This window comes from Streptomyces sp. NPDC028298, from assembly GCF_055565895.1.
In genome coordinates this window covers 392391-417245 of sequence record NZ_JBVHTL010000001.1, presented here as the reverse complement: position 1 = coordinate 417245, position 24855 = coordinate 392391, and the positions used below count along the sequence as shown (strand labels likewise).

The window sequence follows — 24855 nt, the reverse complement described above, 5'->3', positions numbered from 1 at the left end:
CGCGGCGAGCGGTCAGGGCTCCTGCCCCGCGCCCGTGAGCGTCGACCGCTGCCGCGCGGCACGGACGGCCGCCGTCAGGGAGGCGATGTCGTACGCGCCGTAGTGACGGCGGCCGTTGACGAAGAACGTCGGCGTGCCCGAGACACCGCTGAGGTCCGCCGATTCGACGTCCATGGCCACCCGGGCCGCGCTCGCGCCGCCCCGCAGGTCCTCGCGGAAGCGGCCGCTGTCGAGGCCGAGCCGGGCGGCGTACCGGAACAGGTCCTTCGGCCCCAGTTCGCCCTGGTGTCCCATGAGCAGGTCGTGCATCTCCCAGTAGCGGTCCTGGCGTGCCGCGGCCTCGGCGGCCTGCGCGGCGAGCTGGGCGTTGGGGTGCACATCGGTGAGCGGCAGATGGCGCCACACGTAGCGGACGTCCCCGAAGTCGGCGAGCAGTTCACGCACCACCGATTCGGCCAGACCGCAGTACGGACACTCGAAATCGCCGTACTCGACGAGCGTCACCGGCGCGTCGAGCCGCCCGCGCACGTGGTCGCGCTCCACGTCGACGGGGTCGCTCAGATCGACGATCGTCTGGCCGGTGCCGAGCAGGGCCCGCGCGCGGGAGCGCCCGTCGAGGGCACCGATCACCAGGGTGACGATCCAGGTGAGGAGGAAGGAGCAGGCGACCGCGGCCAGGATGCCGATCTTCGCCTGCTCCAGCCGGGCGCCGTCGAAGGCCAGCGACGCGATCAGCAGCGCCACGGTGAAGCCGACGCCCGCCAGCGTGCCGCCCGCGGTGATCGCGCCCCAGCCGACGGGCGGGTGCAGACGTCCCCGGCCCAGGCGCGTGGCCAGCCAGGTGCCGCCGATGACTCCTACCGGCTTGCCGAGCAGATAGCCGAAGAGGATGCCGAGGGTGACCGGTGAGGTGAAGGCGTCGGCGAGCTGACCGCCGCTCAGGGTGATGCCGGCGTTGGCCAGGGCGAACAGCGGCACGATCACGTAACTGGTCCAGGGATGGAACATCTGCTGGAGCCGCTCGTTCGGCGAGAGCGTCGAGGCGAGGCCGCGGCGCACCGTGCGCTCCAGCTCCGGCGTCGGCTGTTCGCGAAAGCGCCGGAACAGCTTGCTCGCGTGCTCCAGATCGCTGCGTTCGGCCGTGTACGCGTAGGTCAGCATGCCCATCGCGAGCCCCGTCACCACGGGGTCGACGCCCGACTTCAGCAGCGCCACCCAGATCGCCACGCCGAGGACGCCGTACAGCGAAGGAATCCGTGCGCCGATGGTCCGCCGCAGCAGCAGGACGACCGCGAACAGGGCGAGCGCCGTGATCAGCGCGGGCGGCTCGATCGTGTCGCTGTAGGCGAAGACGACGACCGCAAGGGCCAGGAAGTCGTCCACCACGGCGATGGTGAGCATGAAGACACGAAGGCTGTTGGGCAGACGGTGGCCGAAGACGGCGAGCATGCCCAGGGCGAAGGCGGTGTCCGTCGACATGGCGGCACCCCAGCCGTGCGCCGCGGAGCCGTGGCCCGAGGTGATGACCAGATACACGACGACGGGGACGACCATGCCGCTGAGGCCCGCCAGCAGCGGCAGCGTGACCCGGCGCCGCTCGCGCAGTTCGCCCAGGTCGAACTCCCGCCGCGCCTCCAGGCCGACGACGAAGAAGAACAGCGTCATCAGCCCGCTGTTCACCCACTCGCGCAGGTCCAGCGACACCCCGGCCGACCCGACGCGGATCGACAGCTCGGTGCCCCACACCGTCTCGTACGAGCCGGGACCGATGTTGGCCCAGGCCAGAGCCAGCAGGGCGGCGGCGAGCAGGACGGCGGCGCTGCCGGTCTCCGTGCGCAGGAACGCGCGCAACGGGCTGCGGGCGCGCAGATCGCACTGGGTCTGGCCGGACAGGGGCGATGCGTCGGACGGCATGGTCATCCTCCGATTCTCGCTCCGGACCCGGTCAGGATTCGAGAAGCGCCGACGGCCGCGCCTCCCCTAGCGTGGCGCATGAACATTGTCCTCCCGCGCGAAGCTGGTTGGATCGAGTCAGGCGATGACGGCGGGGACCGCGAAGGCTGCCCGCCCGACAGATGGAGACACGATGAGCAAGGCCACGAGGACGGACCCGGAGCCGTCCGCGCCGCATGGTGCCGACAGCCACGATCTGATCCGCGTGCTGGGCGCGCGCGAGAACAACCTCAAGGACGTCAGCATCGAGATCCCCAAGCGCCGGCTGACGGTGTTCACCGGCGTGTCCGGCTCGGGCAAGAGCTCGCTGGTGTTCAACACGATCGCCGCCGAGTCGCAGCGGCTGATCAACGAGACCTACAGCAGCTTCGTGCAGGGTTTCATGCCCACGCTCGCCCGGCCCGAGGTCGACGTCCTCGAAGGCCTGACCACCGCGATCATCGTCGACCAGCAGCGGATGGGCGCCGACCCCCGGTCCACGGTCGGTACCGCCACCGACGCCAACGCGATGCTGCGCATCCTCTTCAGCCGGCTCGGCAAGCCCCACATCGGCCCGCCCAGCGCGTACGCGTTCAACGTCCCCTCGGTCAGCGCGAGCGGTGCCATCACCGTGGAGCGCGGCGCCAAGAAGGCCGTGAAGGCGACCTTCAACCGCACCGGCGGCATGTGCGTGCGCTGCGAGGGCCGGGGCACCGTCTCCGACATCGACCTCACCCAGCTCTACGACGACTCCAAGTCGCTCAACGAGGGTGCGATCACGATCCCCGGCTACGGCTCGGACGGCTGGAACATGCGGCTCTACAAGGAGTCGGGCTTCGTCGACCCGGACAAGCCGATCCGCAAGTACACGAAGAGGGAACTGCACGACTTCCTCCATCACGAGCCCACCCGCATGAAGATCGCGGGCATCAACATGACGTACGAAGGGCTCGTCCCGCGGATCCAGAAGTCGATGCTCTCCAAGGACAAGGAGGCGATGCAGCCGCACATCCGGGCGTTCGTGGACCGGGCCGTCGCCTTCACGGTCTGCCCCGAGTGCGAGGGCACCCGGCTCAGCGAGGGCGCCCGTGCGTCGAAGATCAAGCGGATCAGCATCGCGGACGCCTGCGCGATGCAGATCAGCGACCTGGCCGAATGGGTCCGCGGCCTCGACGAGCCCTCGGTGGCGCCGCTGCTCGCCGCGCTCCGCCAGACCCTCGACTCGTTCGTCGAGATCGGCCTCGGCTACCTCGCCCTGAACCGCCCGGCGGGCACCCTGTCCGGAGGCGAGGCGCAGCGCGTGAAGATGATCCGCCACCTCGGCTCCTCGCTCACCGACGTCACCTACGTCTTCGACGAGCCCACCGCCGGTCTGCACCCCCATGACATCCAGCGGATGAACGACCTCCTGCTGCGCCTGCGGGACAAGGGCAACACCGTGCTCGTCGTGGAGCACAAGCCGGAGACCATCGTGATCGCCGACCACGTCGTCGACCTCGGCCCCGGCGCCGGTACGGGCGGCGGCTCCGTCTGCTTCGAGGGCACGGTCGAGGAACTGCGCAAGGGCGGCACCGTCACCGGCCGCCACTTCGACGACCGGGCCAAGGTCAAGGAGACACCGCGCGAACCCACCGGGGCACTGGAGATCCGCGGCGCGTCGGCGAACAACCTGCGGGACGTGGACGTCGACATCCCGCTCGGGGTGCTCGTCGTCGTCACCGGGGTCGCCGGCTCCGGGAAGAGCTCGCTGGTGCACGGGTCCATCCCCGGCGACGAGGGCGTGGTGTCGGTCGACCAGGCTCCGATCCGCGGTTCGCGGCGCAGCAACCCGGCGACGTACACCGGTCTGCTCGACCCGATCCGCAAGGCCTTCGCGAAGGCCAACGACGTCAAGCCGGCGCTGTTCAGCGCCAACTCCGAGGGCGCCTGCCCCACCTGCAACGGCGCCGGCGTCATCTACACGGACCTCGCCATGATGGCCGGAGTCGCCACCACCTGCGAGGACTGCGAGGGCAAGCGGTTCGACGCCTCGGTCCTGGAGTACCACCTCGGCGGCCGTGACATCAGCGAGGTCCTGGCGATGTCGGTGGACGAGGCCGTGGAGTTCTTCGGCTCGGGCGAGGCCCAGACGCCGGCCGCGCAGCGCGTCCTCGCGCGGCTCGCCGACGTCGGACTGGGCTATCTCACCCTCGGCCAGCCGCTCACCACGCTCTCCGGCGGCGAGCGGCAGCGGCTCAAGCTCGCCACGCACATGGCCGACAAGGGCGGTGTGTACGTCCTCGACGAGCCCACCACCGGCCTGCACCTCGCCGACGTGGAGCAGTTGCTCGGGCTCCTCGACCGGCTCGTCGACTCGGGGAAGTCGGTCATCGTCGTCGAGCACCACCAGGCCGTCATGGCCCACGCCGACTGGATCATCGACCTCGGCCCCGGGGCCGGCCACGACGGCGGCCGGCTCGTCTTCGAGGGCACCCCGGCCGACCTCGTCGCCGCCCGTTCCACCCTCACCGGCGAACATCTGGCGGCGTACGTCGGCGCCTGAGCGAAGCCGAGGCCGGGGCATCGGGCTCCGATTCCGGGCCTCCTCGCGACGGATCACCCGTCGTACGGAGGCCCGGTGCCGCCCGCGCCCGGCTCCGGCGCGTTCTGCTGGAGTCTGCCCCGCTGCACCGCAGACACCAGGAGCCGGGCGGCCACACCGATGAGCAGGACGTTCACCGCCATCTGCCCCGTGACCAGCACGCGAGCCGCCTCGGTGTGCGGGGTGATGTCCCCGAAGCCGACCGTGCTGAAGACCGTCACGGTGAAGTACAGGGAGTCGGTCCGCGAGAGGGTCTCGCTGAAGGTGCCCGTCGAGCTGCGCCCCATCAGGTAGTACGTCGTCGCGAACAGGAGGATGTACAGCGGGGCGGTGGTCGCCAGCGCCTCCATGGCCCGCAGTTCGGGCCGCGGGGCCAGCGTGATCTCGCGGATCTGCCAGGCCAGGAGCAGTGCCACCGCCACGATGCCGCCGACGAGTACGAGGATCGTGGCCAGGTTGAAGACCCTGTCGAGCGGGAGCAGGTAGTAGGCGGCCACGAGAATGGCCGAAGTGAGAAGGGAGCGCAGCCCGGAGCGGATCGCGTCCCGATGCCGCCTCCACCCACCGCTGCCCACCGCTGTGCCCCGCCGCCTTCTGCCGTGACCGTGCGACCGCGCCGGCTCGTGGACCCACCCTTGCCCGTACGGGTGCCCCCACGCCGCAGACACACCACGCGGTCACCGGGATGGCGGTGCCCTCCTCGGGAACGCCGACCGCGCCGCGTCGCCCGAGGGGTACGGGCGCCGCGGCGCGGCGTGAACGGCGCGCGATCCGCTAGATGTCCCTTGCCTCGACCTGCGGCAGCCCGTACCGCAGCGCGATGGGATTCCACAGGTCGACGAAGTCCCGCTTGGCCTCGGTCGCCTCGTCGTCGTGGGTCCTGGGCAGGTCGTCGGTGATGCGCGTCTCGCTGTGCCCGCACGCCGTGACGCCGAACTCGTCGAGCCAGTCGGCGGTTTGCGACACCCACGAGGCGTAGCCCCGGTCCGCCTTCGCCGATGCCGTCCAGGCCCGCGACAGGTCGCCCAGTGCCTCGGCGAGGTCGCCGTCCGCCCGGGGCGTGAGCAGGTCGACCCGCCGGGCGAGGTCGTCGCGCTTCAGGGCCACGTCCAGCAGCTCGTCATGCGCGTCCTCGACGGGCTTCTTGCCGTGCGAGCAGCTACCGCCCGCGGTGAGGGCCTTGGCCACCCGTCCGCGCTGCGGCGCGTTCTCCTCCAGGAGGGACTGCACCTGCGTGGCGATGTCCGCCTCCGCCTGATCCGAGGCGGAGGGGGACCCACCGGCGTCGGACGGGCCGGTCGGCGCGACCGAGGCCGGTGCCGACGACGGAGACGGCGCGCCGGCCGCAGGCGGCGCGGCGTCGTCGGTGGCGCGAGCCGTGTGCGAGGAGGGCGCCGACCGGTCGGAGGTCAGCCAGATCGCCGCCGCCGAGGCGCCGCCGGCGAGCACCGCGCTCGCCACGAGGGTCGCCGTGATGACACCCCAGCCGATCCGCCGCCGTACCGGCCGGGGCTGCTCCTGGGTGTGGACGACCTGATGCGCGGATCCGGGGTACGCCATGCTGCCGGTCGGCAGTCCGGCGAAGACGGCCGCGTGCGGTCCCGCTCCGGCGGGCACGGCCTGGGGCCGTGCGGGCGCCTTGGAGAGACTTGCGGGGGTGAGCGCCGGGGGCGCCGGGGGAGCAGCCGGAGGCGCGTCGACCGGGACACCGACCGCGGTGGGCGTCGGCACGGCCGCCTTGGCGGCGGGCTGGTCCTCGGGTTCACCTGCGGGCTCGGCCTCGGACTCGGCCGCGGAATCGACGGCGGGTTCGTCCGTCGGTTCCCCCGGTGTTGCGGCCGACTCGGTGGGCTCGACGGTGGGCACGGCCTCGGGTTCGATGGCGAGTTGGCCCTCGGCTTCGGCGGCGGGCTCGTCCGTCGGCTCCGCCGGTGTTTCGGCCGGCTCGGCACTGGGTTCCAGCGGCTCGACCGATTCCTGCTCAGTGCCCGCGGCCTCAGCGGCCGGCTCGGGAGCTTCAGTCGGGTCGGCCGTCGGTTCCGGTCGGCTGGGGGCGGCCGCGTCCGCGGTCGTCTCCGAACGCCGGTCGTCCGCGGCTTCGACGGGTTCGGACTCCGCGGCCGTGGGGATTCCGGCGACACCCCCGTCCGTTGCGGGAGTCGGCTCGTCGGCCGCCCGCGGTGCCACGCCGACGGGGGAGACGTCCGGGGCCTGCGGCGACACCGGCGAGGCGACGGGCCCCGCCGGGGCGGCGGCGACAAGGACGGGGGACGAGACGGGAGAGGCGGGCACGGGGACGGTGTGCAGGGCGGCCGCCATGTGCCCGGACCGACCGGTGGGGCGCAGGCGCCCGACGAGGGCGGCGGCTCCGGGCAGGTCCTCGACACGGGTGACGCCGAGCCGACGGGCCACCGCCGGTACCGCGAACGCGCCGAGGGCGGCCCACACCGTCGCCGCGAACAGCACGCCGGGGACGGACGGCCCGACCGTGAGCGCGCTGCCGTCCGTCGGGGAGATGTCCAGCGACCTGCTGAGCATCATGGCCAGGTACGACGAATCGTCGATGTCCGAGGACAGTTCGAGCCCGACGCCCGCCATGACGGCCGTCAGCAGGAAGCCCGCGACGAAGCACACCACGGCGCGCACGGCGGCGGCCGGGCGGGCCGACTCGCGCAGGACGCCGGCGCCCAGCAGCACCGCGGCCACCACGCCCAGCAGCACGGACGCCCAGAGCCAGCCGCTGAGGTCGTGCAGCTCGAACAGGGAGACAGCCGTCGACGAGTCCGAGCCGTCGCCGCCTTCGCTCCAGGACGAGGAGTCGAACGTGAGCGTGTCGGTGAACTCGACCGACGCTCCGCAGGCCAGGCTCAGGACGGTCGCACCCAGGTTGGGAGCGAGCAGCAGCGCCGGTATCAGCGCGGACATCCCCGCCTGGGACACGACGAAGACCACGGCGCCGAGGCCGGCCAGCGCGAGGGGCACGGCCAGCGCCACGCCCGCCCGGCGGGCCGCGCGGAGCCAGTCGCCCAGTGCGGGCCGGTGGGCGGCCCAGGCCGACATCGCTGTGCGGCCCAGCGTGGGGAAGAGCACCAGCGACGCCAGCAGCAAGGTCCACCAGGCCGCGCGCAACGGGGAGCAGGTCACGGACAGCGTGACGTCCGACAGGCCGAGGAGACGAGCCACGTAGGCGGCGGACGAGTCAGAGGCGTCCGACGACCCGAGCGCGACGGAGGTACCGGCCGTCCAGGCCAGCAGTACGGACCCGAGCACGGCCGACAGCACGCTGCGCACGCCCAGGAACACGGTCTCCGCGGTGCCGAGTCGGCGGCCGGCGGCGGCCGCGCCGCGGAGATGCAGGCGGGCACCGAACCACAGCGCGGCCGCCCACAGCAGCGTCAGTCCGAGAGGCATGAAGGAGAGGTCGAGGGACGCGAGCGAGGCCGAGTCCCGCTCCGTCAGCTCGAGTCCCGGGTGGGCGCCGAGGGCCGACAGGACGACGGCGAGCGCCGTCAGGAAGGCGCCGCCGAAGGGGGCGTCGTCCGCGGCGGCGGTCGCCGCCAGGGCCAGGGACACGAGCAGCAGGAGAGCCGTCGGCAGGGCGGCGATGCGGGCGGGAGCGATCCAGTCGCCGGTCACCAGGCGGGTCAGCGCCGTGACGGCGGCGGACGGTGTCTGAGCGGTGCCCGGAACAGCGGGCGGCGACGCGGGAGGCGGCGGCAGCGCGGGCGACGGAGCGGGCGCCGGAGCGGCCGTGGGCCGACCGCACGAAGCGCAGTAACGGGCCTCGTCGGTCACAGCACCGCCGCAGTGCGGGCAGAAGGCAGGCATGCGTTCCCTTGTTCAAAGCAGGTGAAGAGATGTGAAGGTGATGAAAAGCCGGACCCGGCCTCCCGGTGGGGAGGCGGAGGCGGACGGGAGCCCGTCGGTGATGGGGCGGGCCTTCTCCCGTCGTGTCCGGCAGGGGTCTTCCGGACGGGACCGGCAGGGGTTTCCCGTTACGCGGAGGGAGTGGAGGGACCTGGAGCGGCCGCGGCCGGAGCTAACCGGGTCGCGCGGGAAAGGCAGGTCGTCAAGGGCTCTCTCTAGTCGTCCGCATGTGAAGATCGCGTGAGGAAGATGTGATCATGAATATCAGGCCGCGACGTGGTGATCAAGGGATTCGGGGCGACTGGTTGTAGACCGCATGAGTCGCCTGAGGCACCTTCGGTCGGCCGCCCCGCTTCCCGGCTCCGGCCCTCACGGCCGGATGAGCGTCACCTCGCGGTGGTGGGCGGTCTGGATCTCGGGGGACCAGTCGCCGGTGCAGTAGACGGACACCTCGCTCAGCGAGCCGTCGCGCGCCTCGGCGCGGACCAGTTCACGGCAGTACCAGACGCCGTCGGCGTCCTCCCAGCGCTCCTCGAACTCGATGACCATCCCGGTCCCGGTGACATCGACACGGTGGCGCGGGACGCTGCCGAGGGCGGGATGGCTGCGGCGCCGCAGGGCCACGACCTCGTCGCGGCCGACGGTCTGGAGCCGCCACTGGGGCAGACTCAGGTCCAGGAACACGTCGTCCGTGAACAGTCCCTCGGGGGCGCTGTTCGTCCGCAGGAACTCCACGAAGAGATCCGCGAGTTCCTCGGCCCGGCGGGCGTCGAGGGCGTTCCGGCCCCCGGTCACCGGCCCGACCGTGATCGGCTCCATCTCTGCTTCGGCCGTGCTCGACATGACGTCCTGCCCTTCGTTCCGCGGCCGTACCCCGTTCCGTACGGCGCCTTCACCCCTCAGGCGTGAGGTCCGACGGCACGATGTGACACGGCGGCTCACCGGAGTCCGACAGGGGCGCGGCCCGGGGTCACAGGCGCCAGGCGGGCGGGGTCTCGGGCTCGTAGACGCACAGGGTGCCCGTGCGTACGGCGGTCTCCAGATGGCGTCCGAGCTCCGGGTGGACCGCCGCGACACGGCGAACGGCCGCGCGGACGCGAGCCGTGACCGCCGTGCGGGCGCGTTCCGCGGGGGAACCGGCGCGGCGGACCCGGCCGCCGATGCCGTACGCGGCGGACAACTGGCCCACGAGCGCGTCCTTCTCCGCCGCGATCCGGCCCGACCGCACCGCGTCCCCGGCCGCGTCGGCGTCCGCGGCCTCCTCCTCCAGCTCTCGCAGTCGTCGCCGGTACGCGGCGCGCGCGGTGGCGTCCACGACCTCGCCCAGATCGCCGGGAGCGTGCAGGTCCGCGGAGCTCGGATCGCCCGTGGCGGCGCTGCCGCCGGGTGCCGCCAGATCCACCGCCGGGACCGGGGTGCCGGGCCGGCCCAGGAGTACCGCGATGTCGTGCAGGCCCTTGCTGTCCGGGAGCCGGGCCTCCCGTCCGGCGTACACCAGACGCCACAACGGCCCCTCGCGGCGGAACAGCGCCGCGGGGAGGGCAGGCTCCCGGGGGCCGTAACCGGCGGGGAGCGAGGCCTCGCCGGGTCCGGAACCGGCAGGGAACGCGGCCTCCACCGGTTCGGAACCGGACGGGCGGGTCGTGTGCTCGGATCCGGAACCGGCGGGGTGAGCCGTATGCCCGGGTCCAGAACCTGCGGGGTGGGAACCGGCGGGGCCGGTCGCGTGCTCGGGCCCCGGACCCGCGGTGCCGGTCTCCTCCGGGCGGGTCTCCGCCGCGATGCGTTCGGCGAGTGCGATCGCGCCGGCCTCCTCGGCGGCCCGTACGGCACGGTCGCGGTGCCGGCGGGCCGTCCCGTCGTCGCCCAGGGAGCGGGACAGGAGCGCCAGATGGCGGTCGACCGGGCCCCGGACCGCGGCGCCGATGCCCTCCACGGCGAACAGGCCCGCGTACGGTGCCAGCGCGCCGTAGAGCGGGGACGCGGCGGGATGGGCGCCCACCATCCCGACGGTCTCCGCGGCCTGCGCCATCATCGGCAGCCACTCGCTGTCCCGGGGCGCCCGCATAAGCGAGGGCATCACCCCGGCCAGACGCCGCGAGGCCTCCTCCCGGTGGCCGAGCTGCGCGGCGATCAGGGCCAGGGTGACGCGCGGCCACACGCCCGGCATCCGATCCAACGGCGCCCGGTCGCGCAGCCGCCGCAGACCGTCGAGGTCACCGGTGTCCGCGTGCAGGCACCAGCGCTGCGTCTGCGCGAGGAGCACCGCGTTGGGGCTGCCCGCCGCCCCGCCCAGCGCCTCCGCCTCGTCGAGCGCGGCGGAGCAGTCGTCGTAACGCCCCTCCAACAGCGCCCGGGTGCCGCGCCACAGGGGCACGTACCACGCGTACAGCGGCTGTCGCAGCGGCCGTGCCGCGGCCTCGTACGCCGCCGCCTCGGAGTCCGCCCCGGCGAACGAGCCGGTCTCCATCAGCGCGACCAACCGCAGCCGCCGGCCGAGGAGTTCGAGCGGGAGGTCGTGCCGGGCCCGGGCCACGGCGACGATCTCCCGGGAACGGTCGAGGCGTTCGCGGCAGTGGTCGGGGCCGGAGCGGGCGTCGCACAGCGCCGCGAGCGCCGGTCCGAGGGTCGCCGGGGCGTCGGCCGCACGGGCCGTGGCCACCGCCTCCTCCGCGAGAGCGACCCGGTGTTCCTCGGGTTCGAGGAAGGCCGCCGCGAGGGACAGCCGCGCGGTGACGGCGGCGCGCAGCGCGGTGTGCGCCGGATCGCCCGCGAGAGCGCTGCGCGCCTCGCCGAGCAGCTCGGCCTGTTCACGATCGGCCACGTCGACCTCGAAGCCGACGGGACCCGCGCCGAGGCCGAGCGCGGCGCGCGCCAGCAGATCGGGCCGGTCCGCCCGGCGGGCGGAAGAGGCGGCGTCCAGCAGCGTGGACCGGGCCGCCGTCCGGTCCCCGGACCCGAGCCGCGCCGCCCCGAGTCCGAGCAGCGCCTCGACGCGTTCCCCGGCGTCGTCGGGCTCAGGGTCGACCGGCCCGCCGTCCTCGGCGGTTCCGCGGCCGGTCGCGGGGGCCCGTACGGCCTTCTCGTACCAGCGGGCCGCCTCCTCGAAGGCGAGGAGCGCGGCGGCGCGTTCGCCGGCCCGACGGCAGTACGCGGCGGCCTCGTGCTCGTGTTCCGGGCCGGCGAGCAGGAGATGGTGGGCGACCTCGGCGGGACCGGTGCCGAGGCCGCGCCGGGCGTGGTCGGCCAGGACGGTCGCGAGCTCCCGGTGCAGCCGGGCCCGCTCGGCGGGCGCCGGTCTCCCGGACAGGGCCTCGCGCAGAAGGTCGTGCCGGAACCGGCCTTCGCCGGGGCCCGACTCAGCGAGCAGTCCGGCCCCCGCCGCCTCCCCGAGCAGCGCGCGGACCTCGTCGAGGGGGAGTGCGGCGGCCTCGGCGAGCACGTCGAGCCGGAACCGTGTTCCCAGCAGGGCGGCGAGATCCAGCAACCGCGCCGCCCCGGGCGGCAGTTCGGCCGTACGGGCCCGGACGGCGTCCCTGATCCGCACGGAGACGGCGGTCTCCTGGGCCTCGGAACCGGGCGCTTCGAGTCGGCCGCCGCCCGACCGGAGCAGCTCGGTCACGAAGAAGGCGTCGCCGCCCGTGTACCGGGCCAGAGCGCGTACGGCCGACCCTCCGGGGGTGCTGCCGGTCGCGGCGTCGAGCAGGGCGGCCACGTCCTCCTCCCGGAGCGGGCCCACCGGCAAGGCCTCTCCCCGGCGCAGCAGTTGGGCGCGCGCCCAGGCGCGGTCCCGCCAGGCGGTGTCGTCGTCGCGGGCGGTGGCCAGCAGCAGGACCCGGGCACCGCGCACGGCGTCCGCGGTCTCCAGGAGGAGCCGCAGCGAGGAGGCGTCGGCCGCGTGGACGTCGTCGAGGACCAGCAGCAGGGGCCGCCGCCGTGCCGCCGCCGTCAGGACCTCGGCGACGTCCCCGGCCAGTCGCAGCCGGGCGGCCTTCGGGTCCGCCTCCGTCCGCCCGCCCGGCGCGGACCCCGCGAGCACCGCCCGCAGCGAGGGCGACACGGTGACCGGCCGGCCGCGGCGCACGTCGTCGGCGACGAGTTCGCGCAGCAACCGCGACCAGGGCCTGAGCGCGTGCGCCACGGCGTCCGGCGGGCACCACGTCCACACCGTGCGAAAGCCCTCCGCGCGTGCGGCGGCCTCCTCCGCGACGCGGGTCTTGCCCGCTCCCGCAGCCCCCGTCAGGGTGACGAGGCCCCCGCGGCCGGCGGCGGCACGCTCCCGCGCCTCCCTCAGCTCACCGAGCACGTCCTCGCGTCCCACGAACGGGAAACCCGTCACCATCGCGTCCTCGTCGGTCGTTCCGCGCCGCGCCCTTGCGTAGAGCGTAGGCAGGGCGCGGGGAGGCCGCGAGGCACCGACACCCCCGGGTGTCCGGTCGTGGAGACCGGCAAGGCGAAGGCCCCGCCCCCGGTCGTCGCACCGATGGCGGGGCCCTCGTCCCGCGCGGGGCGGGGTGTCCGATCGGATCAGGCCGTCTTGATCGTGACCTCGATGTCGCCCCGGGTCACCTTGGAGTAGGGGCAGATCTCGTGCGCCTTCTCCACGAGGGTCTTGGCGGTGGCCTCGTCGACCGAGGGGATACTGGCGGTGAGTTCGGCGACGATGCCGAATCCGGCGTCGTTGCGGCCGATGCCGACGCGGGCCGTCACGCTGGAACCGGTGATGTCGATCTTCTGCATCTGGGCGATGATCCCGATCGAGGCGTGGAAACACGCGCTGTAACAGGCCGCGAAGAGCTGCTCGGGGTTGGTGCCGGCGCCCGTGCCGCCCAGTTCCTTGGGCTGGCTGACGACCACGTCGAGCTTGCCGTCCTCAGTGGAGACACGGCCCTCTCGGCCGCCCTCGGCGGTCGCGACTGCGGTGTAGAGAGCTTCACTGGTCTTGATGGGCATGTCTTGCGTACCTTCCGTCGGTTTTATGAGTGCCTGGATCGGATGGACGGCGACCCGAACGGGCGGCGGCGGGTGCCCGCCGCCCCTCGGGGGTCAGTGGGAGCTCGGCTTCGCCTCGGCCGTCCGGGCGGCCTCGGCCGCGGCGCCCTGGGCGGCCTGCGCCTGGGCCGCGGCGGGCGGGGCCTTGATGACGAGCCCGAGGCCCGCCAGACCCGAGATGGCCGTGACGATGGAGCAGAAGAGCAGGACGTGTCCGTAGTCGGCCGCGTCGGTGCTCGCTTTGCTGAGGAGCGTGGCCAGCGTGGCGATACCGAAGGCGCCGCCGACCTGACGGGCCGTCTGGTTGAGCCCGGTCGCCGCCGCGAAGCGCAGCGGGGAGACCGAGAGCGCGGCGGCGGTCGAGGTGCCCGTGGTGATCGCGCCCATGCCCGCGCCCGCCAGGATGCCGGTGGGCAGCCAGTAGCCGAGGAAGTTGGGCTCGTCGGGCAGGGTGAAGGCGAGGAAGAAGCCGGTGCCCGCGAGGATGACCGCGCCGGCCACGACCACGGCCCGCGGGCCGTACTTCGTCTGGATCTTGCCCGAGTACAGGGCCACCAGGGTCGCCGCGAAGGCGCCCGGGGTCACCGCGAGGCCCGCCTTCAGCTCCGACCAGTGCCAGACCGAGGTGACGTACAGGACGCCGACCAGGAGCCAGGCGAACAGGCAGGCACCGTAGAAGAACACGGACAGGTTCGCCAGGGCGAAGGTCCGGCTGCGCCAGAGGCTGGTCTCCACGGCGGGGGCCTCGTGGGTCCGCGAGCGCAGCAGGGTGACCGTCATGGCGATCACGCCGCCGGCCAGGCAGCCCACCGTGGCGGGGTCGCCCCAGCCCCAGTCCTCGCCCTTGGAGATGCCGAGGCTGAGGAGGCCGATGCCGAGCCCGAGCAGGGCGGTCCCGATCAGGTCGGGCACCTTGCTGCCCTCGGGGCGCGTGGTCCGGGGAATGATGTGCGCGCGCAGCAGGAGCAGCAGGCCGAACGGCACGTTGATCAGGAACAGGGACCGCCAGCCCAGGGTGTCGACCAGGACCCCGCCGATCGAGGGGCCGACCGCGGCGGCGAACGCGGAGGCGGCGCTCCACTTGCCGATCGCCGCCCGGCGCTCCTCGGGTGGCGTGTCCATCAGGACGATGGCGAGTGACGCCGGGATCATCGCCGCCGCTCCGGCGCCCTGGAAGGCCCGGGCGGTCAGCAGGACGGGCAGATTCGGGGCCAGCGCGCACATGAGGGACATCGCGGTGAAGACGGCGATCCCCGCGGTGAACAGGGAACGCCGGCCGATCACGTCCGCGAGCCGGCCCGCGGGCGCCAGCAGGGCGGCGAACACCGTGGCGTAGACGGTGATCACCCAGGACAGGTCCGCGAGGGCGGAACCCTCGAAGTCCTTGTGCAGATCCGGGATGGCCAGATTGACGATCGTCACGTCGAGGACGGCCAGGAAGGTCGCACTCGACGCGAGGAGCAGCAGGGGCATGTACCCCCGCTTGGCCGCCGCTTCAGCGGGCCCAGCGCTCATCGCTTAACACCTCCAACATACCGATGGTTGGAATGTATCCGTGTGAGTGCGCAGCCGTCAATCGGGTTGTCACCGAGCGCAGCCGTCCCGTCGCGCCGCCCAACCGTTCGGCGGGCTGCCGAGAGGGCAAGTGCCCTGGTCCGAGGGGTGGTTGGGTGATGCGCGAGACCCAGGGGTGCGAGGATGATCCCGGTCCCTCGGGCGCGCGCGCCGCCTCAGGCCGCCCCGCCGACCCCCGGCCTGCCGTCGGTCAGTGGCGTACTCCCGGTATCCGAAGAGTCGTCGGCTCCCGCCGCGACGGCCGCGTCCACCTCGGCGACACGGTCCGCCAGCTCGCGGTCCTCGCGCTCGCGCTCCTCGCGGCGCTCCCGGTCCAGCAGCTCGGCCTGCGCCTCGTCCGAGGCCATCAGGGCGAGCAGGTCGCTCTTGGCCATGTCCAGGACACCCATGTCGGCGTAGGCCTTCTTGACCGCCGGCCCCCACAGCCCGATGTCCTTCACGCAGGGGACGATCCGGGTGAACAGCCGCGAACGGAACGCCTGCATGCGGGGGCCCTTGTCCATGTACTCCATGCACTCGGCCATGTCGAAGCCCAGGTTCTCCCAGACCTCCTGCATCCGGAACCGGTCCCGCATGAGGTGGCAGCCCTCGACGACGAACTCCTCGCGTTCCGCCCGCTCCTTGGAGGTCAGCTCCGCGTAGTAGTCCCGCAGGGCGAGCCGTCCGAAGGCGACATGGCGGGCCTCGTCCTGCATGACGTACGCGAGGATCTGTTTCGGCAGCGGCTTGTTCGTCTTGTCCCGGAGAATTCCGAAGGCGGCGAGCGCCAGGCCCTCGATCAGCACCTGCATTCCGAGATATGGCATGTCCCAGCGTGAATCCGAGAGCGCGTCGCCGAGCAGGCTCTTCAAATGCGAGTTGATCGGATATTCCATGCCGATCTTCTCCTTGAGGAAACGGGAAAAGATCTCGGCGTGCCGCGCCTCGTCCATCACCTGGGTCGAGGCGTAGAACTTCGAATCGAGATCGGGGACCGATTCGACGATCCGCGCCGAGCAGATCATCGCCCCCTGTTCACCGTGCAGGAACTGGCTGAATTCCCAGGACGCCATGTGCCGGCGCATTTCGCGCCGCTCGCGTTCGTCGAGTTTCGCGTACTGCCTCGAGCCGTACAGGGCGAGCGTGTTCTCCGGAGTGCCCAGCGCGTCGTACGGGTCGACCTCGGTCTCCCACGCGATGCGCGCCGTGCTGTCCCACTGCTTGTCCTTGCCCTTCTGGTACAGGCTCAGCAGCCGGTCGCGGCCCTCGTCGTACTTCCAGGTGAAGTGGGTGTCGCCTGCCGTGGGCAGCACCCACCGGTCGTCGGCGGTCTGCTCGGCGCCGTGCATGGGGGTCTCCTCCGTATCCGGGGACCGCCGCGCCTTCCGGGCTCACGCCTGGTGCGGCGGTGCGAGAAACGGCAGGACGCCGGCCAGGAGGCCCACTGTGCAGCGGGACCGCCCCCCGGTGGCCATCTCGCCGTCGTACTCCAGGGACAGGGGCGCGCCGTCGGTGCGCTCCACGACGAAGTGCCGGCCCCGGGTGTAGATCACCCCGGGGCGTTCCACGTGCCGTCCCTCGCGGGTCAGGTTCAGCAGTTCGACCAGGTCGCAGGTGCCGTCGAAGACGCACAGGTCGAGCAGTCCGTCGTCGAGGACGGAACGCGGCATCAGCCGGAACTGCCCGGCGCGGTACCGGCCGCCGCCGATGTTGGTGAGCTGGACCGTGCCGTCGTGCACCACCTCGCCGTCCACCGTGATCCGCGTGGGGTACGGCCGGTGGGCCGCCACGACGTCGGCCACGGCCTGCCGGTAGCGGTCGCGGCCGGCCAGGCCGGTGAGGCGGTTCGCCGTCGCGAGCACCTCCGCGACGACGCCGGTGCCCGTGCCGAGCAGGGCGTACGTGTCGCTCTCCCGTATGTGCGCAATGTCGACGTGGCGCACCCGGCGGGCCGGCCCGGACAGCGCCTCGGGCAGCGTGAGCTGCCAGGGCCGGTCGGACCAGAGCTCGCGGTAGAAGGAGTTGGCGGTGCCGACCGGCACGCAGAACAGCGCGGGCAGGGCCGCCCCGGGCCGTTCCAGGGAGGCCCGGACGAGCCCCGAGGCCACCTCGCGGGTGGTGCCGTCGCCGCCGGCCACGATCACCAGGTCGGCGCCGTCGGCGACGGCCTTCGCCGCGATCTCCTCGGCGTGACCGCGGTGTCGGGTCCCGATCGCCGTGAGGCTCCCGACCAGGTCCGCGCACCGCCGGGTCAGGGTGTCGGCGTCGACGAGGTCGGCGCGTCCCGCCCCGGCGACCGGGTTGGTGATCAGTACACCGGAGTCCGCCCACCGGCCTGGCTGCATTGCTGCTCTCCTCGGATCTCGACGGGCAGACGACCGACCTGACAAGGAGTGGCGGAGAGAGCAGGATTCGAACCTGCGCGGGCGGTGAAGCCCGGATCCGGGATGCTTCCCGGATCCCCGTTGGGCCGCTACGGGAATCTCTCCTCGTGCACCGAAGCGCTTGCCTCGAAGGCTTGCGGTTCGGTGCACATCTCCAAGGTGACAGGGCGTTCTGAGATCTCTCTGACACGGCCCTCTCAGTGGCCGCGCCGCGCCGCCAGACGCCCGCCGAGCTGCTCGAACACCGCCGACGCCAGGACCGCGTGACCGCGCATCGAGGCGTGGAGCATGTCCGCGCTGAAGACGCTACGGGAACCGCTGGTGGGGTGCGCCCACATGTCGATGACCAGGGCATCGTGCCGGTCGGCCACCTTGCGCACCTGGTCGTTGAAGATCTCGATGCGCCCGCTCAGCCCTCCGCCGCCGAGCTGTTCGGGGAAGACCTTGGTGATGTCCTGGATGGTGAAGACGAAGACGTCGGCACCGCCCTCGCGCAACGGCCGCACCATCGCGTCGAGTTCGGCCTCCACCGCCTCCGCCGAGAAGTCACGGGCGAGCATGTCGTTGCCGCCGCACACCACCGAGACGAGGTCGGGACGGAAGTCCAGCGCCTCCTTGAGCTGCCCCGTGCGGACCTCCGCCGCCTTGAGATGGCGTACCCCCAGGTTCAGGTACTCGATGCCGGGATCGACCCGCCGCAGCGCCTCCAGGACCCGCTCCGCCCAGGGCAGGTCCGCGTAGCCGGGCGAGGACTCCCCGAGCCCTTCGGCGAGGCTGTCCCCGATGACCGCGAAACGGGTCCAGGGGGCGTCCTTCAGCAGCCGGTCGGCGTCCTCGGGTGACAGGACGTGCGGGTCGGTCGCCTCCGCGGTGGGTCCTTCGGTCGTGGTCATGCTGCATCTCCGTTCTCCTGCGCGGCGCGCTCGGCCGCGATCAGGCCCATGAAGTCGTCGTCCTTGCAGTAGGGATCGGCGCCGCCGTAGCGCCGTACGAGCTCGGGGACCCGTACCTCCTCGGTGGGCCAGAAGCCCGCCTCGCGCACGGCCTCGGACGCCGTCTCCGGGGTCAGGCCGGTGACGTACGGCTCGCCCTGGGCGCCCACCTTGCGGGCCATCGACAGGGCGCCCTCGTAGCGGGTCGTACCGTCGACGACGCTCTCGTCCATGTAGTCGAAGACGAGGGCGCTGCCCGGCGCGCACAGGCCGGTGAGCTGGTGCAGGGTGCGCTCGAAGGCGTCACGGCGCAGGAAGAACGTGACGCCCAGCCAGCCCACGACGCAGGGGCTGCCCGGCTGGAACCCGGCGCCGGCGAGGGCATCGGCGAGCGAGTCGCCCGCCTCGAAGTCGACGGGTACGTACGTGACCGACGGGGCGTCGACCGCCGCGTCGACCAGCGTCTCCAGCTTGGCGCGCTGCGTGGCCGGGTGGTCCACCTCGAAGTAGCGCAGCCCGTCGTAGCCGGGCATCCGCAGCGCGGTGGTGTCGTAACCCGCGCCGAGGAGCACCACCTGGCGGATGCCGGTCGCGACCGCGCGTATGAGCTGGTCCTCGAAGAACCGCTGGCGCAGCAGGATCTCGGCGATGAAACCGCCGTGCGCGGCGTCCAGCGCGGTCAGCCGGGCGAGCGCCTCCTCGGACGTCCGGGGGAGCGGGGGCTCGGTGACGAACAGCGAGGCGAAACGGTCGTCGAGCAGCCGGCGCGCGGGTTCCACGACCGCGTCGGCGGCGCGGGCGCGCGCCGTGAGATAGGCGGTGTCGCTGGGCAGACCCGATTGCATTCGGGTGGGCTGGTGCGGTGTCAGCATGGTGATTCCTCTCCGGGAATTCGGCTCGCGGCCGGCTCGGCAAGAGACCGGCGAGCACGGACGGTTCGCGTGCCGACTGTCTTACGCGCCCACTCCGGCGCTCCCCTGAGTAAGAGCGCATTCCGTTTTCCCGGCCCGGGAATTCCCGTCGTTTGCGAGGGTTCCCGGCCCTCGCGGCGTAACCAGAAAGAAGCCGGGCGGCGCATGAGGACCGCCCTGGGTGCCGAATCGTGAAACGGCCGCCGTGAAGGAGACCGATGACCCTCACCGAAGAACTCGCGGAATGGGCCCACGCACTGCGGTTCGAGGACATACCGCCGGATGTCGTGGAGATCGCGAAGCTGCAGATACTGTCCCAGTGCGCGGCCATGCGCATCGGTGCGACGCATCCGCTGGGCCGGAAACTGACCGCGGCGTTCGGCCCGCCCCTCCAGCCCGATCCCCGGCGGGCGGCCTTCGTGCTCGCCGGACTCGGATCGTGGCTGCACTTCGACGACACCGCGTTCGCCGGGCATCTGTCCAACTCGACCGTGGCCGTGCCCATGGCGTACGCCCAGAGCCAGGAACTGGACGGGCGCGCGCTGCTGACCTCCGTCATCGTGGCCAACGAGTGCGCCGCGCGCGTCACCGCCTCGGCCACCCTGGGTCCCTTCCGCGGCCAGAGCGCCACCTTCACCCACGTCGTCGGCGCCGTCGCGGGCCGGCTGCGCGGTGAGAACGCGTCCGCCCGGCGCTGGGCCGACGCACTCGGTCTCGGCCTCGGGCTGCCACCGCGCACCGTGCCGATCGGGTTCCTCGGCGGCGATGCCAAGGTCTTCAGCGCCTCGACGCCCGTCTCCGTCGGACTGGACGCGTGCGACGCCGCGGCGGCGGGATTCGAGGGCAGCCGGGAGATCCTGGAGCACCCGGAGGGATTCCTGTCCCGCTTCGCGTCCGTACCGCTGCCCGGGGCGGTGACCGCCGGACTCGGACGCCGCTGGCACACCCACACGACGTCGTTCAAGGTGCACCCCGGCGGTCCCGGCATGGACGCGGCGGTCGACTGCGGCCTCGGACTCCACCGGGAGCTGGGGCCCGTACGGGCGCGGGAGGTCACCGGGATCACCGTGGACACCTCGCTCTACACGGTGCTGGTGGACGCCCAGGCCGGGGTGCATCTGCGGGGCGCCGACTCGCCGGTGAGCGCGCTCGTGTTCGCCCTGCCCTACCTGCTGGCGACCGTCCTGCTCACCGGTGACCTGACGACGGAGGACTTCGCCGCGCCCGGGGTCGCGGACGAGGAGCGGTGGCGCCTGGCCGAGCTGGTGAGCACGCGTCTCGACGACGCGATGACCTACGACCTGTTCCACAGCGAGGTTCCCTTCGGGGAGGCGCTACGCCAGGCCGGTCCCCGGGCGGCCGAGTGGCTGCGGCCCTTCGGCGCGCGGCTGAAGGGCGACGGGCAGTGGCTCGTGGACCTGGTCGGCGAACTGGAGCCGCCCAGCGAGGACTTCCGGACCGCGCGGAAGGTGACGGGCGCCAGGGTGACCGTCCACTTCCGCGACGGCCGCTCCGTGAGCAGGCAGGTGGACATCCCCGTGGGAGCGGTGGGCGGACCGCCGGCCGCCGCCCTGGTGCGCGAGAAGTTCCTCGGCACCGGAGGGAGCCCGGACACGGCCGACGCGCTGGCCGCCCTGGAGTCGGCCTCCGCCCAGGAGGTCACGAAGCTGCTGAACGCCGCGCTGGAGCGGGCGGCCGCATGAGCCGCCCGCCGACCGGGGCACCCCGTGCCCCGGTCCCGCGTGCGCTGACCCGGGGTGCCCCGGTGCCGCGCGTCCTGACCGGGGGTGCCCCGGTGCCGCGCGTCCTGGCCGGGGGTGCCCCGGTGCCGCGCGTCCTGGCCGGGGGTGCCCCGGTGCCGCGCGTCCTGGCCGGGGGTGCCCCGGTGCGGCAGGCCTCTACCCGGGCCGCCCCGGTCCCGCGTGCCTCGCGGCTGCCGGAGGCCGGATGCTGGGGAGGGCCGCCCGCCGGCGCCCGTCTGTCGGTTCGTGGCCATCGTTCCGCCGTCCCGCCTGTCGTGGTCGAGTCCGCCCCGGCCGGGCACACCGTGTGCCGGCGAGGTACCGGCGTGCCCGGCACCGCCGGGCGGGGCCCGAGTCCGGTCCGGTCGTCCCCCTCAGCCCGCCAGCGCCTCCTCGTACCAGCGGCGCAGTCGGGCCCGGGCCTTGGTGAACGCGCTCTCGGCCGCCTTGAGCGAGATGCCGCGCCGGCTCGCGAACTCGCGGGTGCTGATCCCGTTGAGGCGGGCCACGATCACCTGGTGCTCCCGCCCGGCGAGCCGGCCGACCTGCTCCAGTGCCCAGGCCTCCTCCTGCGCGGCGCAGATCAGCTCCTCCGGGCTCGCCATGACCTCGGTCCCGGGGCCGCGCAGCAGCCGCCGGGCGCGTTCGTCGCGTCGGTGGATGTCGGTGCAGAGCCGCAGGGTGACCGTGGTGAGGAAGGGGCCGACCCGGCTCTCGTCCAGGTCGCGGAAGGTCGCCGCGCGGATCAGGGCCTCCTGCGCGCAGTCCTCGGCTTCCTGGTCCCCGGACAGCCGGGACCTCGCGAGCCGGTGGATGCGCTCCCGGTGCGGGAGCAGCAGTTCCCACCGGTCCGCGGGGACCTGTACGCCGGGAAGTGCGGGGCTGTGCATGACTGATGACCTCCTTGCCGGATACGGCCAGAGGGGCGGGGACGTGCCGCGGGCCCGTACTCGGGGTTGGCGCCCTGCGGCCGTGATGTTACATTCCAACCGATGGTATGTCTATGAGATCCAGGTTCGGTGAACTCTCGGTACGAGGGGGAGACGCTAAGATCGAACGGTGGACGTTTTCGGGGGGTCAGGAGGGCGGGTCGGATCCATGGGCAGTCAGCAGCGCGTGCGCCGATCGCAGGAGGAGCGTTCGCGGACGACGACGAACGAACTCCTCGCGGCCGCTCGTAAGCTCTTCGCCAGAGACGGGTACACCGCTACCTCGCTCGACGCGATCTGCGAGGAGATCGGGGCGAGCAAGGGCGCGCTCTACCACCACTTCAAGAACAAGCGCGACCTGTTCCGTGCCGTCTACGAGGCGGAGGAGAACCGGCTGTCGAGCGCCATCGCGCAGACGTTCACCCTCCACGAGGACCCCTGGGACGGTCTGTACGAGGGCATGCGGGAATTCCTGGTCATGTCGATGGAGCCGAGCACGCAGCGCATCACCCTCGTCGACGCGCCGGGCGCGCTGGGCTGGGCGGAGATGCGGGCGATCCGCTCGGACTGCCGGCGCATGATCGCCTACGGTCTCGGCCAGCTCCTCGGCAGGGAGCGTTCGCGCGCCGAGGTCACCGCCGTCGCCTCGATGGTGCACGGCGCCGCCTGCGAGAGCGCGATCGCGCTGGCTCACGCCGACGGCGACGCCGACGAACTCCTCGAAGCCACGCTGAGCCAGTTCCGCCGCCTCTTCTCCTCCTTCGCCAAGCCCTAGAGGTATCCCGTCCCACCGGGCCGCCCGAGGAGACCTCCCGGTCCGTCGGCCCGGAGGGGACCACGGCCCGGTCTGTCTACCCGGACGGGACCACGGCTCGGTTCGTCGGCCCGGTGGGAAACCCCGCCCTGTCCATCGAGCCGGGCGGGAGCCTCGGCCCGTTCGCGGGACCGGACGGGAGGGTCCGTCAGCTCGTGGGCCCGGGTGTGAGAGTCCGCCCGCCCGTCCGATCAGGGCGGCAGAACCTGCCGGCCGTCGGGCCGGGTGGGAACCGCGAGCCGCTCGGCGGCCCGGGGCGAACGACCTGCGGGCCGCCCGGCATCGGTGCCGGGTGCCTGTCTCCCGGGGAATCAGCCGAACGCTCACCGGCCCTCGTCCGCGCTGCCCGTGAGGTGGGCGCCGAGGCCCCGGATCACCGAGGCGGCGGCGATGGCGTGGCCGCGCATGGTGGGGGCGCTGCCGTCGGCGCCGTACACGTCCCGGTCCCCGGCCGCCGGGTGGCCGGCGAGGTTCACGTAGATCGCGCCGTGCCGGAGGGCCACCGCCTGCTTGCGCTCGGCCAGTTCACGCAGCCGCAGGCGCAGCCGCTCGGTCTCCTCGGCCGGCCGGGGGCCGAAACGGGTGATGTCGAACCAGTTCACCAGCAGCACATCACCCCCGCTGTCGCGCAGCGGCGCGACCACCCGGTCGAACTCCGCCTCCACGCTGTCGGCGTCGAACGGATCACGCACCAACTCGCCGCCGCAGCACGTCAGCGCCGTCAGGTCCGGCTTGAACTCCAGGACACGGCCGAGCTGCCGCGACCGTATCTCGGCCGCGAGCCGGCCCTTCCTGCCGAGGTTGAGGTACGCGAGACCGGGCTGGACCCGGCGCAGCGACGCCGCCACCCGGTCCGCCCAGCCGTCGCTGCCGTAACCCTCCGCGGGCTCACCCCGTCCGTCGGCCACCTCGTCGCCGATCACCAGGAAGCGCCGCCAGGGCGCCCCCGTCAGCAGCGCGTCCGCCTGCGTGGTGCTCAGACAGTACCGATCGCTTTCCTCGCGCCGCAGCGCCGTCTCCGTGCACATGTTTCCCCCGTGTGTCGCACTCTGTGGCTCGGCGAGTGCACACCGTACGCCCGGAATTCGAGCATCCGTCCGACACTTTCGCGTCGTACGGCCCGTCGTACGGCTGTCGTGATGCCGTTCCGCCTCACACCGACTTGGTGACCCGCAGGACCTGCCAGATGGCCCCGAAACTGGCGCCGCGCTCGAACGCCAGATATTCGGGAAGCACCACCTGCGGGCCCCACTTCTCCTTGTACGCGAGCTGGGTCGAGGCCGGGTAGACCGCGTGGCCGTGCTCGGCGAGCAGCCGCATGAAACGGCCCGTCAGCCTGCTCGCCCCGGCCGGCTCGTGCCGCGGGTCGAGGCCGGTGAACGGGGTGAAGCCGAAGTGCAGCCAGCCCGCGCCTTCCTTGATGAACGTCTCCGTCGCGTGGAGGTTGACGGCCTCCATCACCCCCGGCGGGGCGTCCGGCAGCCGCCTGCTGAGATCGTGCAGCCAGCCGGGCCTGCCGCCGTGCGTGGGACTGTACGAGATGTACGAGACCGGCCCGGAGTCCAGCCTGCCGACGAAGAGCCGGCGGTGCTTCTGCGCGGGACCGCCGAGCTGGCCCACCAGGAACTCGATCTCCTTGACGTGCCGCCCCTTGGAGCGCAGCCACGCCTTGTCGATGCGCTCGATGTCGCCCGCGCACGTCTCCCAGTCCGTCTCGGCGACCGTGAGGCCGCTGCGCCGCGCGCGCGAGATCTTGTTGCGCAGCTTCACGAACTTCGACCCGCGCAGACTGAACGCGGAGAGGTCGAGTGAGTACGACGAGCCGACCTGATTGATGGTGAAACCCTCCTCCTGGAACAGGTCGATGTCGTCCTGCTGCAGTTGGATCCCGACGATCGTGCGGCGCTGCTCACGCGCGAAGGAACGGAAGGCGCGCAGGAGGGAAGCCCGTTCCCCGGGAGCGGCGAACACCCCGCCGAACTGGACGAGATAGCGGCCGGAACGCCGGTAGACGACGAAACCGTCGCCGCCGTCCGCACGGAAGTACTGATTTCCCTCGTTGAGCGCCAGGAACGCGCTCGGATTGTCGGCGTGCTTCTCCACGGCCGACAGCACCTGAGGGAGCTCCTCACCGCTCGCGTCCGCCGTGGGCGTCGCCGTCCGCCGTGTCCGTGATCGATTCACCGCACCGCCCTCCAGAGATCTACAGGAACGCCC

The 24855-nt window shown here is 72.7% G+C and carries 17 protein-coding genes and 1 tRNA gene; 3 read left to right on the top strand and 15 right to left on the bottom strand.

Annotated elements, in window-relative coordinates:
* Window positions 1-12 precede the first annotated feature (12 nt).
* Window positions 13-1914, bottom strand: a complete 1902-nt coding sequence (gene nhaA / locus ACZ4TO_RS01980; protein WP_468023770.1) for a Na+/H+ antiporter NhaA — start codon at window positions 1912-1914, stop codon at window positions 13-15.
* Between the two features lie 172 nt (window positions 1915-2086).
* Here nhaA and ACZ4TO_RS01975 point away from each other — a divergent pair, with 172 nt between their 5' ends.
* Window positions 2087-4474, top strand: coding sequence for an ATP-binding cassette domain-containing protein (locus ACZ4TO_RS01975; RefSeq protein WP_468023131.1), 2388 nt, complete (start codon window positions 2087-2089; stop codon window positions 4472-4474).
* Window positions 4475-4527: 53 nt separating this feature from the next.
* On the opposite strand, the gene ACZ4TO_RS01970 is transcribed toward ACZ4TO_RS01975, so the two are convergent.
* From ACZ4TO_RS01970 to ACZ4TO_RS01920, 11 genes are all read right to left on the bottom strand, one after another.
* On the bottom strand, window positions 4528-5010 hold the full coding sequence (locus tag ACZ4TO_RS01970; protein WP_382780308.1) for a potassium channel family protein: 483 nt from the start codon (window positions 5008-5010) through the stop codon (window positions 4528-4530).
* Between the two features lie 277 nt (window positions 5011-5287).
* A complete protein-coding gene (locus ACZ4TO_RS01965) occupies window positions 5288-8341 on the bottom strand; it encodes a zinc ribbon domain-containing protein (protein WP_468023130.1) in 3054 nt (1017 codons plus the stop codon).
* Window positions 8342-8749: 408 nt separating this feature from the next.
* A complete protein-coding gene (locus ACZ4TO_RS01960) occupies window positions 8750-9223 on the bottom strand; it encodes a hypothetical protein (protein ID WP_468023129.1) in 474 nt (157 codons plus the stop codon).
* 127 nt (window positions 9224-9350) lie between these two features.
* Entirely contained in the window at window positions 9351-12722 is a 3372-nt protein-coding gene (locus tag ACZ4TO_RS01955) for an ATP-binding protein (protein ID WP_468023128.1), read from the bottom strand.
* A 185-nt stretch (window positions 12723-12907) separates the two neighbouring features.
* Window positions 12908-13333 (bottom strand): organic hydroperoxide resistance protein, encoded by a 426-nt coding sequence (locus ACZ4TO_RS01950; protein WP_382780320.1) that lies wholly within the window; start codon window positions 13331-13333, stop codon window positions 12908-12910.
* Window positions 13334-13426: 93 nt separating this feature from the next.
* Entirely contained in the window at window positions 13427-14887 is a 1461-nt protein-coding gene (locus tag ACZ4TO_RS01945) for a DHA2 family efflux MFS transporter permease subunit (protein ID WP_382780323.1), read from the bottom strand.
* A 215-nt stretch (window positions 14888-15102) separates the two neighbouring features.
* The gene (locus ACZ4TO_RS01940) at window positions 15103-16275 is read right to left on the bottom strand and encodes a ferritin-like domain-containing protein (RefSeq protein WP_382780326.1); all 1173 of its coding nucleotides are present in this window, start codon (window positions 16273-16275) and stop codon (window positions 15103-15105) included.
* Window positions 16276-16317: 42 nt separating this feature from the next.
* Window positions 16318-17271, bottom strand: a complete 954-nt coding sequence (locus tag ACZ4TO_RS01935) for a diacylglycerol/lipid kinase family protein (RefSeq protein ID WP_468023127.1) — start codon at window positions 17269-17271, stop codon at window positions 16318-16320.
* 49 nt (window positions 17272-17320) lie between these two features.
* Window positions 17321-17415 (bottom strand) — tRNA-Ser (locus tag ACZ4TO_RS01930).
* A 92-nt stretch (window positions 17416-17507) separates the two neighbouring features.
* A complete protein-coding gene (locus tag ACZ4TO_RS01925; RefSeq protein ID WP_468023126.1) occupies window positions 17508-18203 on the bottom strand; it encodes an SGNH/GDSL hydrolase family protein in 696 nt (231 codons plus the stop codon).
* Complete coding sequence (locus ACZ4TO_RS01920) at window positions 18200-19114, bottom strand: class I SAM-dependent methyltransferase (protein ID WP_382780333.1); 915 nt, start codon at window positions 19112-19114, stop codon at window positions 18200-18202. The genes ACZ4TO_RS01925 and ACZ4TO_RS01920 overlap by 4 nt, the downstream gene beginning before the upstream one ends.
* Window positions 19115-19371: 257 nt before the next feature.
* On the opposite strand from ACZ4TO_RS01920, the gene ACZ4TO_RS01915 reads away from it, so the two are divergent.
* Complete coding sequence (locus ACZ4TO_RS01915) at window positions 19372-20856, top strand: MmgE/PrpD family protein (protein WP_385046398.1); 1485 nt, start codon at window positions 19372-19374, stop codon at window positions 20854-20856.
* Between the two features lie 413 nt (window positions 20857-21269).
* Here ACZ4TO_RS01915 and ACZ4TO_RS01910 read toward each other — a convergent pair whose 3' ends face one another.
* Window positions 21270-21785, bottom strand: coding sequence for an RNA polymerase sigma factor (locus ACZ4TO_RS01910; protein ID WP_382780338.1), 516 nt, complete (start codon window positions 21783-21785; stop codon window positions 21270-21272).
* A 208-nt stretch (window positions 21786-21993) separates the two neighbouring features.
* Between ACZ4TO_RS01910 and ACZ4TO_RS01905 the strand changes: the two genes are divergently transcribed.
* Window positions 21994-22599 (top strand): TetR/AcrR family transcriptional regulator, encoded by a 606-nt coding sequence (locus ACZ4TO_RS01905; protein ID WP_382780341.1) that lies wholly within the window; start codon window positions 21994-21996, stop codon window positions 22597-22599.
* A 362-nt stretch (window positions 22600-22961) separates the two neighbouring features.
* On the opposite strand, the gene ACZ4TO_RS01900 is transcribed toward ACZ4TO_RS01905, so the two are convergent.
* Both ACZ4TO_RS01900 and ACZ4TO_RS01895 read right to left on the bottom strand, forming a co-directional pair.
* On the bottom strand, window positions 22962-23666 hold the full coding sequence (locus ACZ4TO_RS01900) for an SGNH/GDSL hydrolase family protein (RefSeq protein ID WP_385046403.1): 705 nt from the start codon (window positions 23664-23666) through the stop codon (window positions 22962-22964).
* Window positions 23667-23790: 124 nt separating this feature from the next.
* The gene (locus tag ACZ4TO_RS01895; protein ID WP_468023125.1) at window positions 23791-24753 is read right to left on the bottom strand and encodes a bifunctional lysylphosphatidylglycerol flippase/synthetase MprF; all 963 of its coding nucleotides are present in this window, start codon (window positions 24751-24753) and stop codon (window positions 23791-23793) included.
* Window positions 24754-24855 lie beyond the last annotated feature (102 nt).

What these genes read in the sequence shown, in the direction of transcription:
- ACZ4TO_RS01945 (WP_382780323.1), bottom strand. Translation starts at nt 14,887, where the DNA reads ATGAGCGCTGGGCCCGCTGAAGCGGCGGCCAAGCGGGGGTACATGCCC.
- ACZ4TO_RS01920 (WP_382780333.1), bottom strand. Translation starts at nt 19,114, where the DNA reads ATGCTGACACCGCACCAGCCCACCCGAATGCAATCGGGTCTGCCCAGC.
- ACZ4TO_RS01910 (WP_382780338.1), bottom strand. Translation starts at nt 21,785, where the DNA reads ATGCACAGCCCCGCACTTCCCGGCGTACAGGTCCCCGCGGACCGGTGG.
- ACZ4TO_RS01950 (WP_382780320.1), bottom strand. Translation starts at nt 13,333, where the DNA reads ATGCCCATCAAGACCAGTGAAGCTCTCTACACCGCAGTCGCGACCGCC.
- ACZ4TO_RS01925 (WP_468023126.1), bottom strand. Translation starts at nt 18,203, where the DNA reads ATGACCACGACCGAAGGACCCACCGCGGAGGCGACCGACCCGCACGTC.
- ACZ4TO_RS01900 (WP_385046403.1), bottom strand. Translation starts at nt 23,666, where the DNA reads ATGTGCACGGAGACGGCGCTGCGGCGCGAGGAAAGCGATCGGTACTGT.
- nhaA (WP_468023770.1), bottom strand. Translation starts at nt 1,914, where the DNA reads ATGCCGTCCGACGCATCGCCCCTGTCCGGCCAGACCCAGTGCGATCTG.
- ACZ4TO_RS01905 (WP_382780341.1), top strand. Translation starts at nt 21,994, where the DNA reads ATGGGCAGTCAGCAGCGCGTGCGCCGATCGCAGGAGGAGCGTTCGCGG.
- ACZ4TO_RS01940 (WP_382780326.1), bottom strand. Translation starts at nt 16,275, where the DNA reads ATGCACGGCGCCGAGCAGACCGCCGACGACCGGTGGGTGCTGCCCACG.
- ACZ4TO_RS01960 (WP_468023129.1), bottom strand. Translation starts at nt 9,223, where the DNA reads ATGTCGAGCACGGCCGAAGCAGAGATGGAGCCGATCACGGTCGGGCCG.
- ACZ4TO_RS01975 (WP_468023131.1), top strand. Translation starts at nt 2,087, where the DNA reads ATGAGCAAGGCCACGAGGACGGACCCGGAGCCGTCCGCGCCGCATGGT.
- ACZ4TO_RS01915 (WP_385046398.1), top strand. Translation starts at nt 19,372, where the DNA reads ATGACCCTCACCGAAGAACTCGCGGAATGGGCCCACGCACTGCGGTTC.
- ACZ4TO_RS01955 (WP_468023128.1), bottom strand. Translation starts at nt 12,722, where the DNA reads ATGGTGACGGGTTTCCCGTTCGTGGGACGCGAGGACGTGCTCGGTGAG.
- ACZ4TO_RS01935 (WP_468023127.1), bottom strand. Translation starts at nt 17,271, where the DNA reads ATGCAGCCAGGCCGGTGGGCGGACTCCGGTGTACTGATCACCAACCCG.
- ACZ4TO_RS01965 (WP_468023130.1), bottom strand. Translation starts at nt 8,341, where the DNA reads ATGCCTGCCTTCTGCCCGCACTGCGGCGGTGCTGTGACCGACGAGGCC.